This is a genomic window from Streptomyces sp. NPDC029122 (genome assembly GCF_055569445.1).
This window is the reverse complement of the sequence record NZ_JBVHWK010000002.1, coordinates 307,976-325,175: the sequence shown is the minus strand read 5'-3', so window position 1 is coordinate 325,175 and position 17,200 is coordinate 307,976. Positions and strand designations below refer to the sequence as shown.

Here is a 17,200-nt window from a genome sequence, read left to right as displayed (position 1 = left end):
TCAGAGGTCCTTCGGGTCCCGTCGTTCCAGGGGGTCGAGTGCGGGGCCCTGGAGGACCTCGCCGTCGACCCCGAAGCGGGAGCCGTGGCAGGGGCACTCCCACGTCCGTTCCGCGTTGTTGAAGGCGACGAGGCAGCCGAGGTGGGTGCAGACGGCCGACACGGCGTGCAGTTCCCCCTGGTCGTCGCGGTGCACGGCGCACGGCCCGCCGTCGGCCCGGACGACCGTGGCCTCACCCGGCCGCAGCGCGTCGACCGGGCCGCCCGTACCGTCGCCCATGGCCTTCAGCCGGTCCATGACGAAGTGCTTCCCGACGTCCCACTGGGCCTTCAGGAACTCGGGGGCCGACCGGAGGGCGGCGCCGAAGCGACGGGGGTCGTAGAGCCCGGACCACGGGTCCTCGCCGCGGGTGACGAGGGAGGCGATGAGTTGCCCGGCCAGTACTCCGCCGGTCATGCCCCAGCCGGCGAATCCGGTGGCGACGTAGACGTGTTCACCGTCGGTGCCCCAGCGGCCGATGAGGGGCAGCGTGTCGGTGGAACTGTTGTCCTGGGCCGCCCACCGGTGCGTGATCGGCACACCGGTGAAGTACCGCTCGGTCCACGCCTGCAGGCGGGCGTATCCCTGCGCCGTGTCCTGTCCGCTGCCCGGGCTGAAGGCCTCTCCGCCGACGATCAGGAGCCGGCCGCCGTCCGCGAGGGGCGTGGTGCGCACGGACCGCGTGGCGTCTTCCCTGGTGATGTACATGCCGTCCGGGTCCTGGCCGGCGGGCAGGGGTCCCGCGATGACCAGGTCGCGCCGCTGGGTGAGCCGGGTGGCGAGCACGGCGTGGTCGAAGACCGGGTGGTGGGTGGCGATGACCACGTGCCGGGCGGTGACGGCGGTCCCGGAAGAGGTCGTGACGCGGCACGGATCGCCCCCGTCGAGGCCGGTGACACGGGTGTGCTCGTACAGCCGCCCACCGCGCGCGACGAGGTCGTCGACGAGACCGCGCAGGTATCCGAGGGGGTGGAACTGCGCCTGGTCCCCGAGCGTGACGGCGCCCGCGACCGGATACGGCAGACCGGTCTCGGTGACGAAGGAGGCGTCGAGACCGGCCGCCCGGGCGGCTTCGACCTCCGCCCGCAGCGCCTCCACGCCGTCGGGCCGTTCGCAGTAGGTGAGGGCGGGGCGGCGTTCCAGGTCACAGTCGATGCCGAGGTCGCGGACCACCTCGATGACGTGGCGCAGCGCGGCGCTCTGGGACGTGGCGTAGCGGCGGGCGGCGTCCTCCCCGTGCCTGCTGCGCAGCGTGTCGTACACCCCGGGGTGCAGGGCGGTGAGCTTTCCGGTGGTGTGGCCGGTCACGCCTCCCGCGAGGCGGTCGGCCTCCAGCACGACGACGCTGAGCCCGGTGCGGGCGAGTTCCCAGGCCACGCTGAGGCCGGCGATGCCGCCGCCGATGACGGCCGCGTCCGCCTCCGTGGCGGTCGACAGGGGGGCGAAGGCGGGCATCTCGGCCGTCTGCATCCAGTACGACCGGCCCGGGGAGGGGCTTAGGTTCATGTCCGGCGCCTGCCCAGGGATTCCCGTCGCAATGCGTCCGCCTCGCCCGTAGCGCGGGGCGCGCCCGCGCTACGGGACGAAGGGGAGGGCCGCTCCTGTGCGTGCACGGCCCGCTACGTGCTGCTCAGGCCGTGGCCAGGGGCGAGCCGGTCCGTGCGCCGGCCGGCGAGCTCCTCGTAGAGCGAGGCGTACGCCGCCGCCATGCGGGAGGTGTCGAACCGGTCGAGCACCCGCGCCCGGCAGTCCCGGGGGGAGAGGCGGCTGACGTTGCGGATCGCGTCCGCCAGCTCGGCCGGGTCGTCACACACGAAGCCCGTCACACCGTGGTCGACGATCTCGGGCACGGATCCCCGCCGCAGCGCCACGACGGGGGTGCCGCATGCCATGGCTTCGATCATCACCATGCCGAAGGGCTCTTCCCAGCAGATCGGGAAGAGCAGGCACTGGGCATCGGCGAGCAGCTCTCGCTTGGCCGCCTGGTCCAGCTCGCCCACCCATTCGGCGTCCTCGCCCAGGCGGGGCAGGACCTCGTTCCTGAAGTACGGCTCCTCGTCCGGGTCGTTGCACTTGCCGGCGATGGTGATCGCCTTCCCCGCCCGGCGGGCGGCGTCGATGGCGAGGTGAACGCCCTTCTCGGCGGCGATCCGGCCGAGGAAGGCCACGCGGTCGCCCTTGTGCTCGCGGAAGGGGTGGTCGAGGGTGCGGACGGCGTTGTGGACCTGCCCGGCCCAGGGGAGGCCGGGGGCCTGCTCCTGCTGGGCGCGGGAGATCGCCACCAGGCTCACCGAGCCGGCCAGCGCCTGGTAGTAGTCCCCGAGCTCGCCCGAGACGGGTCCGTGCGCGGTCACCACGGTGGGGACCGGCCGCTGACCCGCCTGGAGCGGTCCGGCGGTGCTGTGGTCGTGGATGATGTCCGGCTGAAGGGTGCGGAGCACCTGTGCCGCGCGCGCCGCGTGCAGCACCTCCGGTCCGGCCCTCCCGAGCCGTGTGTCTCCCCGGGCCATGGTGTCGGTGGCGATGAAATCGGCCTTGGTCCCGTTGAGGCCCACTCCGATGACGGTCACCTTGTGGCCCAGCTCCACGAGGCCGTCGACCAGGTCGGCGCACATCGACTCGATGCCCCCGTAGGCGGCGGGCGGAAGCTGGAACCAGGGCGTGGAAACGATGGCGATGTCCAGAGGACGGTTCATGAGCTGCTCCCCCCTGCGGACCCCGCGGGTCCTGAGTGGTCTGCGTGGTCTGCATGGGCTGCGTGGTCTGTGCGGCCTGCGTGGCCTGCGTGGTCTGTGTGCTCTGCGGTGCCACCGGCCGGGGGCGGACCCGTCGGCGGCCTCCGGTGGCTCGGCGCCGCGGCGAGCGGCTTGCGCGGCTGCAGGATGACTTCCACGTCGTCGGCGAGGCCCTCCAGACGGGTCGACGCGCCGTCCACCCACAGCTCCGCGCGGCCGCCGGCGAGCGGCAGGTTGTGGACGTGCAGGCGGCCGTAGCGCTGGGGCCAGGCCGGTGCCACCCACACCTGCCGGTGCGACATCCACGGGTCCAGCCGCAGCAGCGCCCGCATGAGCTGGACCGGGGCCGCGGCCGCCCAGGCCTGCGGGGAGCAGGAGGTCGGGTAGGGCAGCGGTGCCTCGTACTCACTGCGGTCGAAGCCGCAGAAGAGCTCGGGCAGCCTGCCGCCGAACGCCTCCGCGGCGTCCAGGATGCCGGTCGCCACGCGCTGGGCCTCCTCCACGAAGCCGTAGCGCATCAGGCCGGTCGCGACGATGGCGTTGTCGTGCGGCCAGACCGACCCGTTGTGGTAGCTCATCGGGTTGTAGGCGCCCATGGAGGAAGCGAGCGTACGCACCCCCCAGCCGGTGAACATCTCCGGCGACAGCAGCCGCTCCGCCACCCGGGCCGCCTTGTCCTCGTCGACGATCCCGGTCCACAGGCAGTGCCCCATGTTGGAGGCCAGCGAGTCGATGGGGCGTTTGTCCCGGTCGAGGCCGATGGCGAACCACCCCCTGTCGGGCAGCCAGAACTGTTCGTTGAACGCCTCCTTCAGCGCGGCGGCCCGCCGCGCCCAGTGCTCGACCGCGGCCGTGTCCCCGGCCTCGTGCGCGAAGTGCGACCGCACGACGTACGCCGCGTACACGTAGGCCTGCACCTCGCACAGGGCGATCGGTGACTCGGCGAGGCGGCCGTCGGCGAAGTTCACGCCGTCGAAGGAGTCCTTCCAGCCCTGGTTGAGCAGGCCGTCGTCCGTCATCCGGTGGTACTCGACGAAGCCGTCGCCGTCCCGGTCGCCGTACCGCTCGATCCACTCCAGCGCCCGGTCGGCATGGGGCAGGAGCGCGTCGACGGCCGCCGGTGCGATCCCCCAGCGCCGCAGCTCCCCCAGCATCACCACGAACAGCGGTGTCGCGTCGGCGGTGCCGTAGTAGACGCTGCCGCCGCCGCGGGCCAGCGGGAAGTCCAGACCGAACCGGGTCTCGTGCAGGATCCGTCCCGGCTGCTCCTCCGTCCGGGGATCGACGGTGCGGCCCTGCGCGCGGGCCAGGGTCTGCAAGGTACCCAGGGCCAGGCTCGGGTCCAGAGGCAGCGCCATGTAGGAGGCCAGCAGGGAGTCACGTCCGAAGAGCGCCATGAACCACGGCGCGCCGGCCGCGACGGCCACGTTCTCCGGATGCAGCGGGTCGAAGATCCGCAGCGCCCCGAGGTCCTCCACGCTGCGCCGCAGCGTCCGCCGGAGCTCGGGGTCCTCGATCTCACCGACGCGCGGGGCGCCCTCGCGCCACGCCCGCATCCGCCGCGCGGGGGAGGATTCGCCCACCTCCGCTCCCGTCGGGAACGTGCCGGTGATCAGTTGCCCGTCGATGCTCGGCTGGACCAGGACGGTCGTGCGCCAGTCGCCGTGTGCGGGGAGGCTGACGCTGAAATCCAGGCCGTCCGGCCGGGCCCGGGCACCGGCGGCCTCCACGTGCACCCCGCGCCGCGCCTCTCCGGCCAGCAGGGCGAGGGTGAGGCCGGAGCCGTCCGGCGAGGCGGTGACCTCGCCACGGGACTGCACCCGGTTCTCCTTCACGTCGAACAGGTCGGCGAAGTCGGCGCCCACGTGCAGGGAGAGCACCAGTGACACCGGGCGGTTGCCGAGGTTCCGCAGGTGGAGGTCCTCCCGCATGCCGTCACCGACGTAGCGCCGGCGTTCCAGCAGTACTTCGGTCTCCGAGCCCAGTGGGGGGACGCGGGCCACGAACGTGGTGCTGTACGGGTCCCCGGACAGCACCGTGAGCTCGTGCGGAAGCCGGTCGTCCAGTCGCAGCCGCCAGTCGGAGATGACACGGGTGTCGCGGAAGAACAGCCCCTGCGGGGAGTCCGCCTCCATGTCCCCCGACGTTCCGGAGACACAGAACGTCGGCCCCTCGACCAGCGTCACCGTGGCTGTGGTGTGCACTGCGGGTTCGTGCTCGACGATCGTGTCGAATCCCGCGCTCATGCTTCCTCCTGATGGCTGAAGCCCATGGCCCCCGCCGTAGCGTCGGCCCGCGCCGCTCAGGGCGGGGTGACGTCCGTCAGCCCCGTGGCAGACGTAGGGATCGATCAAGTCGTACCGCACGGAACGGGGCGTCACCCAGGCAGCGCGACCGGGCAGGGGAACTCGTCCACCGCCTGGGCCAACGTCTCGGCTGCTTCGGCGGGGGGCGCACAGGAATGCCGGCCGGCCCCGGGTGTTCTTACTGGTAGGGAGTACGGGCCGCGATCCGCCGGGGCGGGTGCCGCCCGCGTCGCCGCGCAGGAGAGTGCCGTGGAGTGGTTCACGGATACCGACTACTGGCTGGGCCGTCTGGTGTTCCAGCGGGGTCTGGCCGTCCTGTACCTCGTGGCCTTCCTCAGCTCGGTTCACCAGTACCGGGCGCTCATCGGCGAACGCGGGCTGCTCCCGGTGCCACGCTTCCTGGCCGCCACCACGTTCCGGCGGACGCCGACCGTCTTCCACCTCCACTACTCGGACCGTTTCTTCGCGGCCGTCGCGTGGACGGGCGTGGCGCTCTCCGCCGCCCTGGCCGCGGGGGCGGCGGACCGGGTGCCCCTGTGGGCTTCCGTGGCGATGTGGGCGGCCCTGTGGGTGCTGTACCTGTCCATCGTGAACGTCGGGCAGACGTGGTACGCGTTCATGTGGGAATCCCTGCTGCTGGAGGCGGGCTTCCTGGCCGTCTTCCTCGGCAACGAGCGCACGGCGCCGCCCGTCCTGGTCCTGTTCCTGCTGCGCTGGCTGCTCTTCCGGCTGGAGTTCGGAGCGGGACTGATCAAGCTGCGCGGAGACTCCTGCTGGCGCGACCTGACCTGCCTGTACCACCACCACGAGACGCAGCCGATGCCGGGACCGCTCAGCCGGGCCTTCCACCACCTGCCCAGGCCCCTGCACCGGGTCGAGGTGGCGGGCAACCACGCGGCGCAGCTGGTGGCACCGGTACTGCTGTTCGCGCCGCAGCCGGTCGCGAGCGTGGCCGCGGGCTTCATCGTCGTCACCCAGCTGTGGCTGGTCGCGTCCGGCAACTTCGCCTGGCTCAACTGGCTGGCCGTCCTCCTCGCGCTGTCCGCCGTGGACGGCGGACGGGCCGCCGACGTGCTCCCCCTGCCGGAGCCTCCGGCCTTCGCCGCCCCACCGGGGTGGTACCAGGGCCTGGTCATCGCCGTCACCGCCCTGGTGGCCGTGCTCAGCTACTGGCCGGTGCGCAACATGCTCTCGCGGCACCAGGTGATGAACTCCTCGTTCAATCCCTTCCACCTGGTCAACACCTACGGAGCCTTCGGCAGCGTCAGCAGGATCCGCCTGGAGGTGGTGATCGAGGGGACCGACGAGCCCGAGATCACGGCGGACACGCGGTGGAGGGAGTACGGCTTCAGGGGAAAGCCCGGTGACGTCCGCCGGCGGCCCCCGCAGGTGGCCCCCTACCACCTGCGGCTCGACTGGCTCCTGTGGTTCGCCGCGCTCTCGCCCGCCTACGCCCGCGGCTGGTTCGGACCGCTCCTCGGCAAGCTCCTCGACAACGATCCGGCGGTCCTCAAGCTGCTCGGGGAGAATCCCTTCCCCACCGCTCCCCCCACCTACCTGCGCGCCCGGCTCTACCACTACCGCTTCACCAGCCGACGCGAACGGCGTGACACTGGCGCCTGGTGGCAGCGCGGCCTCGTGGCCGAGTACGTCCCACCGGTGACCAGGGCCGACTGAGCGGCGCGGGGGGGGTCAGCGGTCGCCCGGACCGGCCGAGGAGCCGCTCCGGCCGTCATTGCGGCGGGGCCCCATGGAGAGGTAGCGGATACCGGTGTGGGCGACGGCGGCGGGCGGCAGGCAGTTCTTGGTGTCGACCAGCAGCCGCGGCGCCGCCATGTGCCGCCCGTGGGCGGCCCACTCGGCGGTGGTGACCTGCGGCCAGTCGGTCAGGACGACGGCCGCCGCCGCCCCGGCGAGCGCCTCGGTGAGGTCGGCGACCGGCTGGGTGCCGGGGAACAGCCCCGTGATGTCCGCCGCCGGGACGGAGGGCTCCCAGATCCGTACGGTGCCCGCCAGCGCCTGCAGTTCCGGGACGATCGTCATGGAGGGCGCGTCGCGCAGGTCGTCCGTCCACACCTGGTAGCGCAGGCCGAGGACGGCGACGACGGCCCCGTCCCCGGCGAGGGGTACCGGGCCGAGGTGGTCGCGCACCAGCCTGACCGGACGCAGCACCTGGGCGCGGTTGGCGGCGATGACGGCCTCGATCACCGGCAGCGGATGCCCGGCGAGGCGGGACCAGTACCGCAGCGCGAGGGTGTCCTTGGGCAGGCAGGATCCGGCGTAGCCGGCCTCGGCGCGCAGGAAGGCCGTGCCGATGCGCGGGTCGAGTCCGGCGCCGGTCAGCACGTCGTCGATGTCGGCGCCGGTCCCCTCGCACAGGGTGATCAGGTCGCCGACGAAGCTGACCTTGGTCGCGAGGAAGGCGTTAGCGGCGTACTTGACCGTCTCGGCGGTGGTGGGGTCGGTCACCACCCAGGGGGCGTCGATGCCCCGGTACAGCTCGCGGACCTGGCCGAGCAGTCCGGGCTCGGCGAGACCGGCGACGATCCGGGCGGGATGGTTCCAGTCCTCGGCGGCGCGGCCCTGGCTGAGGAACTCGGGGCTGTAGACGTAGCGGGTGCGCAGCGGTTCGGCGCCCGGGGCGGCCAGCCAGTCGGCGCTGGTCCCGGGCGGCACCGTGGACTTGACCACCACCAGGCCCGGCAGCGAGGGGAGCGCCAGCACGTCCGCGAGGGCGGCCCGCACCTGGGCCAGGTCCGGCCGGCCGGTGACGGTCGGCGGGGAGCCCGCGGCGATCAGTACGGCGTCCAGCGGATCGCGGAGCGCCGACAGCGCCCCGGCGAAGGCCAGCGTACCGGCGCCGCGAGCCTCGGCCAGGAGTGCGTCGAAGCCCCGCTCCTCGAACGGCACCTTTCCCTCGGCCAACAGCCGCAGCCGCCGGGGGTCGGCTTCCACCCCGACCACCTGGTGCTTCTTCGCCGCCAGCCCGAGGGCAGCCGTCAGCCCGACGTAACCCTGGCCCACCACTGCCACCCGCACGGCCACTCCTCACTCGAACAGCTCCGCCGGCTCCGCCTGGTCCGCCGGGTCCGCCTGGTCCGCCTGCCGCGCCGGGGAGACGGAGTGCGTGCAGGGCTACCGGTCCCCGGAAGCGTCCTCCGCCGTCTGCAGGGCCTGGCCGGCGATGGTGATCGCCTCTTGGTCGTGACCCGCCGCCTTCGCCGCCCGGGCCTGGTCGAGGGAGACCTGGAGCAGTTCGACGGTGTGCTCCGGCAGGGAGTTCGACGCCACGAGGTCCTCCAGCTTCCGGATGGTGTCTGTGGCCAGGTCCTCGGTCATGCGGGCGTCTCCCTCTGTCCGGATCAAGGACATGTGACGCTGCCACGCCACGGCGGACGGGGACAAGGCGGCCCGCGGCCGGACCACCCTCACGCGTGACCGGAGCTGATCTCCCCGGCCCAGCCGTCCCCTCGGAAAGGGCCGCCGTGGGCACCGCCGGCGGCGGTCCGCGGGCTCCCGACCCGCCGTGTCGCGCAACGGCGGGCGCGCCGGCGCGTTGTCACTGCGGAACCGTCCGGACACTGACCTGACGCGCTCGGGCCACCAGCCATCGCCGGTACCACCGGCTTCGGGTGGCCCGGACGCGCGGCATCGGAGCGCCATGCCCCTTCCTCATCACCTCAAGCCCCGCCTCACGCGCCGCTTCGGGCGCTGTCTCGCACTGGCCGCCGTCACCGCGGCCATATTCCTGGGCCCGGCCGGGGGCCCTGCCCTGGCCGCCGCGGACGGTCCGGTGATCGACCGGAACTTCCCCGACCCGGACATCGTGAGGGTGGGCCGCACGTATCACGCGTACGCCACCAACGGCGACGGCAAGAACATCCAGCACGCGACCTCCGGCGACCTGGTGCACTGGCAGGTCGACAGCGGTGACGTCCTGCCCGTGCTGGGTGACTGGGCGGTCCCCCACCGCGACCTCGTGTGGGCGCCGGAGGTGTACGACAACGGCAACGGCTTCACCATGCACTACACGGCCCGGGACAGGGCGACGGACAAGCAGTGCGTCGGAGTCGCGCTGTCCTCCTCCGCGGCGGGCCCCTTCCGGCCGGCCGGTGACGGGCCGCTGGTGTGCCCGGCCTCGGAGGGCGGTGCGATCGACGCCTCCAGCCACACCGAGCGGGGGCAGCGCTACCTGCTGTGGAAGAACGACGGCAACTGCTGCGGCATGGACACCTGGCTGTACCTGCAGCCCACCTCGTGGGACGGTACCCGTACGACCGGGGACCCGGTCAGGCTGATCGGGCAGGACCCGGGGGAAGGGCTGGTGGAAGCGCCCACCCTCGTCGAACGGGACGGCCACTATGTGCTGTTCTACTCGGCCGGTGACTACCGGCGTGACAAGTACAGGACCGGCTACGCGGTGGCACCCGCGCTGACGGGCCCGTACGTCAAGGCGGCCGGCCCGTTGATGACGACGGAGAGCTTCTCGGGCAGGGTACGCGGCCCCGGCGGGCAGGACGTGATGACCGGCCCCGACGGCCGTGACCGGATCGTCTTCCACGGCTGGAGCGCCGACTACGGCCGCCGGCCGATGCACGTGGCCGACCTGGGCTTCGCGCATGGACGGCCCGTCGTACGCGGCAGCAAGGTCCTCCATGAGGCGGAGGACGCGCGCGTGCACCACGCACTGGTCCGTGACGCCGCGGGCGGTTCCGGCGGACGGGCGGTCGGGGGCATCGACCACGACGACAGCTACGTGGAGTTCACGGTCTTCGCCGCGTCGGCGGGCGAGCACCTGCTGTCCGTGCGGTTCGGCAACGGTTCCAGGGACGCCGCGGGAACGCCGGTGGACGCGACCCACCGCCTCTCGGTCAACGGCACCGCCGCCGGTACCGTCCGCTACTGGCACACCGGCTGGGACACCTGGAAGACGACCGAGACGTCCGTGACCCTCTCCGGAGGATGGAACACGGTCCGTCTGTCCAAGGGTGAGTACTTCACCGAGCTGGACGGCGTGGAACTGGCCTGAGCCCCGCCGGTCGCGCCCGCCGCGCGGCGGGCGCGGCTCAGGTCCCCGACGGCCGCGGCTGCTCCGGCGGAACCGAGCTTTCGGCCGCCGCCATCCACTGGTCCAGGTCGGCCTGGGTGAACTCCGTCCACGGCGGGATTCCGGGGAGCCGGCGCAGGAGGTCGTAGGCCTCGGGGATGTGCGGGCCGCGGAGGACCGGGCAGTGGCAGCCGGCGATGACCTCGGCGTTCAGGTCCTGGAAGCCGGTGACGACCGCCCCGAACTTCTCGTCGTCCAGCAGGGCGGACCAGGGGGAGACCAGGCGTCCGCCGAAGAACTGTCCGTCGCGGAATTCGTCCGGCGTCAGCGCTGCCGTTTCGGGCATGGGGGTGGGAACGTTCGTGGCGAAGGTGTCCACGGACCACAGGACGCCGGTCTTCGTGTCGAAGAGGGCGCGGGTCGTGGGGTTGTCGTACAGGGGCGGCCGCTTGGCGACCAGGGTGCGGTCGCCCGCGTCGATGGTGTCGCCGTCGATCATGAAGCGGCACCGGTTGACGGGGGTCTCCCATTCCTCGGCCATGCGGCCGATGGAGAACCATGTCGTCAGCAGTGTCGCGTTCGGGCACTCCGCGAGGACCGCCAGGAGGTTGCCGGCGTGGTCACGGTCGTCGTGGGTGAGGAAGATCCACCGTACGTCCAGGGGATCCACCACCGACCAGGCCGCCTCCAGCCACTGGGAGCGCACCGCGGGCGCCCCGGTGTCCACGAGGATCGGTTCCGCTCCCCGGATCACCATGGAGTTCATCGGGAAGTGGCCGACCGGCGGGGCCTGCAGGGCCCACGGGATGACGAACGTCTCCTCGGCGATCTCGTACGGCCGCAGGAGGTCGAAGTTTTCCGTGCTTGTCATCGCTGCTCTCCCTAGGACGGAGTCATCGCAGCGTCCATGAATCCAGTGCAGCCCCGGTGCGCGGCCGCCGCAAACGCAGGGCGGCCGCGCACCCGGGCCGCTGCTCCCGCGCGGGGCCTGCGGCCCGGTCCGGCGTCGGCGTCCTGCGTGCGGGACCGGGAACCATCAGGTGCCGGCGGTCCCCTGGGCGGCCGTCGGCGGCTTCCTCACTGCGGTCCGGCCTGCTGGGCGCAGGTCCGGTCCTGCTTCGGCAGGGTGCCGGTGGCCAGGTACGCGTTGACCTGGTCGTCCACGCAGGTGTTGCCGTAGAGCCCGAAGAGGGCGTGCCGGTTGGCGCCCTCCAGGGTGAGCAGCCTGGAGCTGGGGAGCAGGCCGCGCAGGGCGACGCTGCTGCGGTAGGTGGTGCGCGGATCGCCGGTGGCCGCCACGATCAGGGCGGGGGTGTCCCGCCGTACCTGGGTGGGTTCCTCGCGCGGGCGGTCCCAGAAGGCGCACGGGCCTATGTTGTCGGTCAGGGGGCCGAAGAGGGGGTGCTTCGCCCGGTTGCGTTCGATGTCGCGCCAGTAGAGCTCCGGGTCGCGCGGGGCGGCCACGTCCCCGCAGATGATCGCGGCCTGCGCGCCCGTGGGCTCGCCCTCGCCGCGCAGCGCGTACCGGAGCGCCGTGGCGAACTCCGGCGACAGCGTGCTCGGCACGCCCTCCGCGGCCTTGGCCAGGGCCGACATCTGTTCCCCGAAGGACGCCCGCGCCGGGTCGGTGTCGTCCGAGATGCCCGAGAAGAGCAGGAGCGGCACCTGGCTGTCGTCGATCCGGAAGGTGTCGGTGCCGGTGCCGATGGTCAAGGGGGCGCGGGCCGACGCCGTGACGATACGGCCGATGGTGGCGAGCACCTCGGCGCGGGTGCGGCCGAGCCCGTAGGTGTCGTGGCGCCGTGCCGCCCAGTCGGCCCAGTCGGCGAGCGCCCGCTCGTTCTCGCGCTCGGTGCCCTGGAGCAGCCGGGCACGGTAGTCGGCCGGGGCGACCGCGCCGTCGAAGACCACCCGGTCGTAGCGGGTGGGGAACATCTGGGTGTAGACCGTGCCCAGGTAGCTGCCGTACGAATAGCCCAGGTAGGAGATCTTCCGCTCGCCGAGCACGCCGCGGATGACGTCCATGTCGCGGGCCGTGTTGCGGGTACTGACGTGCGGGAGCACGGAGGCGTTGGTGGCGCGGCACTTGTCGGCGAGGCTCTTCTGGAGGGTGACCTGCCGGTCGAAGCCCGCCCGGCCGTCGCCCGACGACAGCCAGGTCATGCCGACGGGCCAGCCGCAGTCCAGCGGGGTGCTGCGGCCGACGAAGCGCGGGTCGAAGCCGATGATGTCGTAGCGCGCGCCGACGCCCTTCATCGCCTTGCGCATGTCCGGCGGTGAGGCGACCGCGCCTCCGCCCGGGCCGCCGTTGTTCAGCAGGATCGAGCCGATGCGGTGGCGGGTGTCGGTGGCCTTGAGCCGGGATACGGCGACGGTGATCGTGCGGCCCCGGGGAGCGGAGTAGTCCAGCGGAACGGTCACGTCGGCGCAGCGTACGCCGGCCCGGTCGAGGTCGCGGCCCGCCGTGTCGTCAGGTCCCTTGGCGCAGCTGCCCCAGTCGGGCCGCTGGCGGTAGTACCGGTCGAGCCCGGTGCCCCCTTCGCCGGCCGCGGCGAGGGCGGGAGACCCGGTGAGGCAGGCGGACAGGGCGAGGCCCAGGGCGAGGGCGTTGCGCAGGGGCGGGCTGATGGCCGTTCGGGGTGATCGCATGCCCCGAGGCTACGAACGGGCCCCCGTACGGCACATCGACCCGGGGCACGAGGACCCTGGTCCCGCCCGCCGCCGGTCCGGGACCCTCGTCCCGGTGCGGCCTCCGCCCCGGGGAGGACGGCCCCGGGGCTCGCCCCGGCCGGGCGGGCCGTCGCCGGATCGCCGACGGTCCGGGGTCGGGCCCGCCCGGCACGCGGCGGCTACAGGTGGGACAGCGCGAACGCGGACAGGAAGCCCACCACGGTGACCAGGCCCGTCAGCAGGTGCACCTTGCCGTACGCCTCCGGGATCATCGTGTCGGCGATCATCGCCAGGATCGCCCCGCCGGCCACCGCGGTGATCACGGCCATCGTCGCTTCGGAAGCCCCTCCCAGCAGCGCGTACCCGGCCAGGGCGGCCAGTCCGCTGATCACGGCGATGCTCCCCCACAGGGCGAACACGTAGGCCCGGCTGCGCCCGGCGCTCCTCATCCCGGCGGAACTGGCCAGTCCCTCCGGGATGTTGCTGATGAACACCGCCCCCACCGTGGCGACTCCCAGATGGCCGCCGCCCAGCAGGCTCGTCCCGATCACCACGGACTCCGGGATCCCGTCGAGCAGCGCCCCCAAGGCGATGGCGTTCCCGGACCCGGGGGCCTCGTCCTCGGAAGGCTGCTGTTCCCCCGAGCGCTTGCGGTGCTGCGCACCGCGCCGTGCCAGCAGCGCGTTGGCGCCCGAGTACACGCCCGCGCCGCCGACCGCTCCCGCCGCCACCGGCCACATCCCCGACCGCTCGTAGGCTTCGGCGATCAGCTCGAAGGAGACCGCGGCCATCAGTACGCCGCTGCCGAACGCCATCACGAGCGCGATCAGCCGTGGCGGGACGCGCGTCAGCGAGCCGATGGCCGCCCCCACCAGCAGAGCCGCCCCCGCGAACAGCCCCCATCCTCCCGCCGTCAACGCTCCGCTCACAGCCGCCCGCCTTCCCTTCCGACACGTGGGCCGCTCCTACCCCGCGAAGGGGCGCCGCAACGGCCGTCCGGCCCACGGGACCGCCCGGCCGGCGCTTCGGAGACGGCCCGAGGCGCCGGTGCCCGGTGGCTACTGAGCAGTAGCTATATTTTGACGGCCCGTACGCCCGAGGGAGGCGCACGGGTCTCAACAAGGGGACATCATCATGACGATGACACACCGTCGGAGCAGGCCAGTGCTCTCGACGCTCTCGGCCGGGATCGCGGCCACCGCCCTGCTCCTCGGGCTCGCGACGTCCGCCGACGCCGCTCCGCTTCCGGACACGGCGAAGGGCGGGACGAAGGACGGGGCGACCGCGGGGGCGGTCACCGGACCGGCGCTCACGCCCACCGGCTCGGCCGCCAAGGCGAAGAAGCCCGGACCCGGCATACCGCCGATCCAGTACTTCGGCACCATCGACAGCTTCGGGCAGAACTCCGAGCACGAACGCATCACCCGTGCCGCCCTCGCGTGCCCGGCCGGCATCTCCCCGGGCGCGACCGGGGACTGCTTCCAGCCGGCGTCCATCCGTCAGTTGGCGGGGGCGAAGGGAACGATGGGGGCCATCGGAGCGCCGGACGTGGACCAGGTGTTCACCGAAGCCGCGCACTGCGACGGCGCCGACTACCTCAGCGCGGCCGGCTACCCCCGGACCCGCGCGCAGGCCACCTCGGTGCTGCTGGCGTGCATCGCGCACCTCAAGGGCGAGTTCAACCGGGGCGTGGAGAAGGCGGACGCGCTCGTGGACGCCGCGGGCGGCGTCAGCGCCTCCGCGACCGACCTCTCCTCCGACTGCACCTTCGTGCTGGGCGTCGCGGGCCGCGGCAAGTGCAACGCCATCGAGGGCTTCGGCCGGGCGCTCCACGGCACCGAGGACTTCTACTCGCACAGCAACTGGGCGGACAAGGCGGACAGCAGGTACGCCATCGGCGTCAACAACCCGCCGGGCCTGGCCCGTACCGGACCGGCGCCCTTCCTCCGGCTGGCCGCGGCGGCACCTTCGGCCTCCGACATTCCCAGCGACCTCACGACCGGCTGTTTCAGCCTCAACCCGTGGGGCTGCGGCAATCGCGTCACCCACGGCGTCCTGAACAAGGACAACGGCATCATCGACCCCGCGACCGGGGAGGCCTCCTCCCCGACCACCTCCCGGGGGCAGGTCGCCGGCAACTTCAGCGCCGCCGTCCAGGCGGCCATCGCCGACACCCGCTCCCAGTGGGCGGGCTTCCGCAGCTCCCTCATCGCCCGCTACGGCACCGCCCGCGGCCAGCGCATCGCCTGCGCGATGACCCAGGACGACCCGGTGCGCGACTGCCGGTAGGCCTTGGGGCGGCCGCCCGGCCCGCGCGCTCTCCGCTACGGGCGACGGGGCCGGGGGGAGGAGCGGTTCGCCCCCCCGGTCCCGGGTCCCGCTCAGGGCAGCGGGGTGCCGCCGGTGGCGTTGACGATCTCACCGGTGATGTAGCCGGCCTGGGACGAGGCGAGGAAGACGTACGCGGGTGCCATCTCCGACGGCTGGGCCGGCCTGCCCAGCGGTGACTGCTCGCCGAACTTCGTCGCGTCGGGCATCGTCGCGGGGATCAGCGGCGTCCAGACCGGTCCGGGGGCGACGGCGTTGACCCGGATGCCGCGCTCGGCGAGCATCTGCGCCAGCCCGTGGGTGAAGGAGATGATCGCCGATTTCGTCATCGCGTAGTCGAGCAGGTGTGGGCTGGGCTGGTAGCCCTGCACGGACGTCGTGTTGATCACGCAGCCGCCGCGCGGCATGTGGGCCAGGGCCGCGCGGGTGAGCCAGAACATCCCGTACAGGTTGGTCTTCATCACCCGGTCGAACTGCTCGGTGGTGATCGCCTCGATCCCGTCGGGCTGGGCCATCTGGTAGGCGGCGTTGTTGACCAGGAGATCGACGGGGCCCAGCTCGCGCACGGCCCGCTCGATCAGCGAGGTGCACTGTTCCTCGTACCGGATGTCGCATGCGACGGGCAGTGCCGTGCGCCCCGCCTCGCGGATGAGGCGGGCCGTCTCCTCGGCCTCTCCGGCCTCCTCGGGCAGGTGGGTGAAGACGACGTCGGCTCCTTCCCGGGCGAAGGCGAGGCAGACCGCCCGGCCGATCCCCGAGTCCCCTCCGGTGACGAGCGCCCTGCGGTTCAGGAGCAGTTCGTGACCGCGGTAGGTGTCCTCGCCGTGGTCGGGGCGGGGGTCCATCGCGCTGGTCGAACCGGGGTGCTCCTGGTCCTGCTCGGGGAACGGGGGGCGCGGGTGGAGGCGCACCGGGTCGGGGAGGTGGGGTTCGCCGCGGGAGGGCATCGGGATCACGTCCTGTTCGCTCTGTTCTGAGGGCCGTCGGGGGACGGCGGTACGGGGACGGCGGGTACGGGCGGCCTTGAGCCGGCGGGACACCGCGCGGACCGGCGCGCCCGCGCGCAGCGGGTCGTTCCGGTGTCATGCGACCCGGCTACCCGGGCGACGGGCTCCTATCCCCTCCGTCGCCTGGACGGCCCACCGGTGCGCGGCCGCGTCAGCGGTCGGTCGGCACCGCCTCGGCGGAACCGGGGCGGCTGCCCGCCGGCTCCCAGGGCGGCGGCGCCGCCAGCTCCGTCCAGGCCGCCAGCGCGTCGCCGTCGACGCAGACGATGCCGCAGGCGGCGGCGTACTCCAGAGCGGGCGTGGTGAAGGAGCTGGTGGTGACGAAGACGGCCACGTCGGCTTCGTGGACGGCGAAGCACGTCCCGCCGAAGCGCTGCAGCTCCGGCGAGCTGACCCGGTTGTCCGCGCCGTAGTGCTTGCACTGCAGCACGACGCGCAGGCCGTCCGGGGTCGTGGCGAGCACGTCGGCGCCGAGGTCGCCCGCTCCACCGCACACCTCCACCGGGGTGCAGCCGTCCCGCGCGCAGAGCGCGGCGACGGTGTGCTCGAAGCCGTCGGCGTCGACCGCTTCGTGGTCCAGCGCCGAGGCCGTCACGTCCGGCAGGCCGGGTCCGGCCCCCGCGGGCGAAACGTCCGCGCCGCGACCGCGACACGGTGCGGGGCGGGCCCGCAAGGGCTGGACGCTCCACGCCATGAGTGCCGTCGCGCCCGCCAGGACGACCAGCAGCACCACGGGCACCACCGGAATCCGGGTGCCGGCCGCTCCGACGGCCTGCGCGAAGGCGGCCAGGCCGCCGACGCCGGTCCCGACGAGTCCGATGGCGAGTACCACGTCCCGCGCGAGCGGCGCGCGCGGCCGGTCCCGTTTCCCGCCCGCCCTCGATGACCTCATGCGGCGCCTCCCCTTCCTTGCCCGCCCTGCGGCCGGTCACGGCCGTGTTCCCCCTCCCGCCCGGATCATGAGCGGTGCATGACGACCCGTCGGTGTGATCCCGGCCGCCACCGGGGGGCGGGGCGGTCCGAGGGGGCCGTGCCGGGGCGCGGTCCGCGCCTGCCAGACTGACGGGT

At 73.1% G+C, this 17,200-nt stretch carries 13 protein-coding genes; 3 read left to right on the top strand and 10 right to left on the bottom strand.

Annotation, left to right across the window (positions count from 1 at the left end; translation table 11 throughout):
* The 3 genes from ACZ4WZ_RS03870 to ACZ4WZ_RS03860 form a co-directional block, all read right to left on the bottom strand.
* Complete coding sequence (locus tag ACZ4WZ_RS03870; protein WP_467884689.1) at window positions 1–1,545, bottom strand: FAD-dependent oxidoreductase; 1,545 nt, start codon at window positions 1,543–1,545, stop codon at window positions 1–3.
* A 113-nt stretch (window positions 1,546–1,658) separates the two neighbouring features.
* The gene (locus ACZ4WZ_RS03865) at window positions 1,659–2,735 is read right to left on the bottom strand and encodes a glycosyltransferase family 4 protein (protein WP_467884687.1); all 1,077 of its coding nucleotides are present in this window, start codon (window positions 2,733–2,735) and stop codon (window positions 1,659–1,661) included.
* On the bottom strand, window positions 2,732–5,020 hold the full coding sequence (locus tag ACZ4WZ_RS03860) for an amylo-alpha-1,6-glucosidase (protein ID WP_467884685.1): 2,289 nt from the start codon (window positions 5,018–5,020) through the stop codon (window positions 2,732–2,734). The genes ACZ4WZ_RS03865 and ACZ4WZ_RS03860 overlap by 4 nt, the downstream gene beginning before the upstream one ends.
* A 309-nt stretch (window positions 5,021–5,329) precedes the next feature.
* On the opposite strand from ACZ4WZ_RS03860, the gene ACZ4WZ_RS03855 reads away from it, so the two are divergent.
* Window positions 5,330–6,757, top strand: coding sequence for a lipase maturation factor family protein (locus tag ACZ4WZ_RS03855; RefSeq protein ID WP_467884683.1), 1,428 nt, complete (start codon window positions 5,330–5,332; stop codon window positions 6,755–6,757).
* 15 nt (window positions 6,758–6,772) lie between these two features.
* Here ACZ4WZ_RS03855 and ACZ4WZ_RS03850 read toward each other — a convergent pair whose 3' ends face one another.
* Window positions 6,773–8,119 carry a nucleotide sugar dehydrogenase gene (locus ACZ4WZ_RS03850; protein WP_467884681.1) on the bottom strand — a complete coding sequence of 449 codons (1,347 nt, stop codon included), beginning with the start codon at window positions 8,117–8,119 and terminating at the stop codon, window positions 6,773–6,775.
* 96 nt (window positions 8,120–8,215) lie between these two features.
* Entirely contained in the window at window positions 8,216–8,419 is a 204-nt protein-coding gene (locus tag ACZ4WZ_RS03845) for a hypothetical protein (protein WP_467884680.1), read from the bottom strand.
* A gap of 322 nt (window positions 8,420–8,741) precedes the next feature.
* On the opposite strand from ACZ4WZ_RS03845, the gene ACZ4WZ_RS03840 reads away from it, so the two are divergent.
* Window positions 8,742–10,109 (top strand): family 43 glycosylhydrolase, encoded by a 1,368-nt coding sequence (locus ACZ4WZ_RS03840; protein ID WP_467884678.1) that lies wholly within the window; start codon window positions 8,742–8,744, stop codon window positions 10,107–10,109.
* Window positions 10,110–10,146: 37 nt separating this feature from the next.
* Here ACZ4WZ_RS03840 and ACZ4WZ_RS03835 read toward each other — a convergent pair whose 3' ends face one another.
* The 3 genes from ACZ4WZ_RS03835 to ACZ4WZ_RS03825 form a co-directional block, all read right to left on the bottom strand.
* Complete coding sequence (locus ACZ4WZ_RS03835; protein ID WP_467884676.1) at window positions 10,147–10,998, bottom strand: MBL fold metallo-hydrolase; 852 nt, start codon at window positions 10,996–10,998, stop codon at window positions 10,147–10,149.
* A gap of 206 nt (window positions 10,999–11,204) precedes the next feature.
* Entirely contained in the window at window positions 11,205–12,776 is a 1,572-nt protein-coding gene (locus tag ACZ4WZ_RS03830; RefSeq protein WP_467884675.1) for an alpha/beta hydrolase, read from the bottom strand.
* 200 nt (window positions 12,777–12,976) lie between these two features.
* Window positions 12,977–13,726, bottom strand: coding sequence for a ZIP family metal transporter (locus tag ACZ4WZ_RS03825; protein WP_467884673.1), 750 nt, complete (start codon window positions 13,724–13,726; stop codon window positions 12,977–12,979).
* A gap of 211 nt (window positions 13,727–13,937) precedes the next feature.
* Between ACZ4WZ_RS03825 and ACZ4WZ_RS03820 the strand changes: the two genes are divergently transcribed.
* A complete protein-coding gene (locus tag ACZ4WZ_RS03820; RefSeq protein WP_467884671.1) occupies window positions 13,938–15,086 on the top strand; it encodes a CinY protein in 1,149 nt (382 codons plus the stop codon).
* 92 nt (window positions 15,087–15,178) lie between these two features.
* Here ACZ4WZ_RS03820 and ACZ4WZ_RS03815 read toward each other — a convergent pair whose 3' ends face one another.
* Together ACZ4WZ_RS03815 and ACZ4WZ_RS03810 are read right to left on the bottom strand one after the other, a co-directional pair.
* Window positions 15,179–16,072: an SDR family oxidoreductase gene (locus ACZ4WZ_RS03815; protein ID WP_467884669.1), complete on the bottom strand. Its 894-nt coding sequence runs from the start codon at window positions 16,070–16,072 to the stop codon at window positions 15,179–15,181.
* A gap of 211 nt (window positions 16,073–16,283) precedes the next feature.
* Complete coding sequence (locus tag ACZ4WZ_RS03810) at window positions 16,284–17,024, bottom strand: restriction endonuclease (protein WP_467884667.1); 741 nt, start codon at window positions 17,022–17,024, stop codon at window positions 16,284–16,286.
* Window positions 17,025–17,200 lie beyond the last annotated feature (176 nt).

Excerpts from the sequence above, each read along its gene's own strand:
- ACZ4WZ_RS03870 (WP_467884689.1), bottom strand. The coding sequence starts at position 1,545 with ATGAACCTAAGCCCCTCCCCGGGCCGGTCGTACTGGATGCAGACGGCC.
- ACZ4WZ_RS03865 (WP_467884687.1), bottom strand. The coding sequence starts at position 2,735 with ATGAACCGTCCTCTGGACATCGCCATCGTTTCCACGCCCTGGTTCCAG.
- ACZ4WZ_RS03860 (WP_467884685.1), bottom strand. The coding sequence starts at position 5,020 with ATGAGCGCGGGATTCGACACGATCGTCGAGCACGAACCCGCAGTGCAC.
- ACZ4WZ_RS03845 (WP_467884680.1), bottom strand. The coding sequence starts at position 8,419 with ATGACCGAGGACCTGGCCACAGACACCATCCGGAAGCTGGAGGACCTC.
- ACZ4WZ_RS03840 (WP_467884678.1), top strand. The coding sequence starts at position 8,742 with ATGCCCCTTCCTCATCACCTCAAGCCCCGCCTCACGCGCCGCTTCGGG.
- ACZ4WZ_RS03835 (WP_467884676.1), bottom strand. The coding sequence starts at position 10,998 with ATGACAAGCACGGAAAACTTCGACCTCCTGCGGCCGTACGAGATCGCC.
- ACZ4WZ_RS03830 (WP_467884675.1), bottom strand. The coding sequence starts at position 12,776 with ATGCGATCACCCCGAACGGCCATCAGCCCGCCCCTGCGCAACGCCCTC.
- ACZ4WZ_RS03820 (WP_467884671.1), top strand. The coding sequence starts at position 13,938 with ATGACACACCGTCGGAGCAGGCCAGTGCTCTCGACGCTCTCGGCCGGG.
- ACZ4WZ_RS03815 (WP_467884669.1), bottom strand. The coding sequence starts at position 16,072 with ATGCCCTCCCGCGGCGAACCCCACCTCCCCGACCCGGTGCGCCTCCAC.
- ACZ4WZ_RS03810 (WP_467884667.1), bottom strand. The coding sequence starts at position 17,024 with ATGAGGTCATCGAGGGCGGGCGGGAAACGGGACCGGCCGCGCGCGCCG.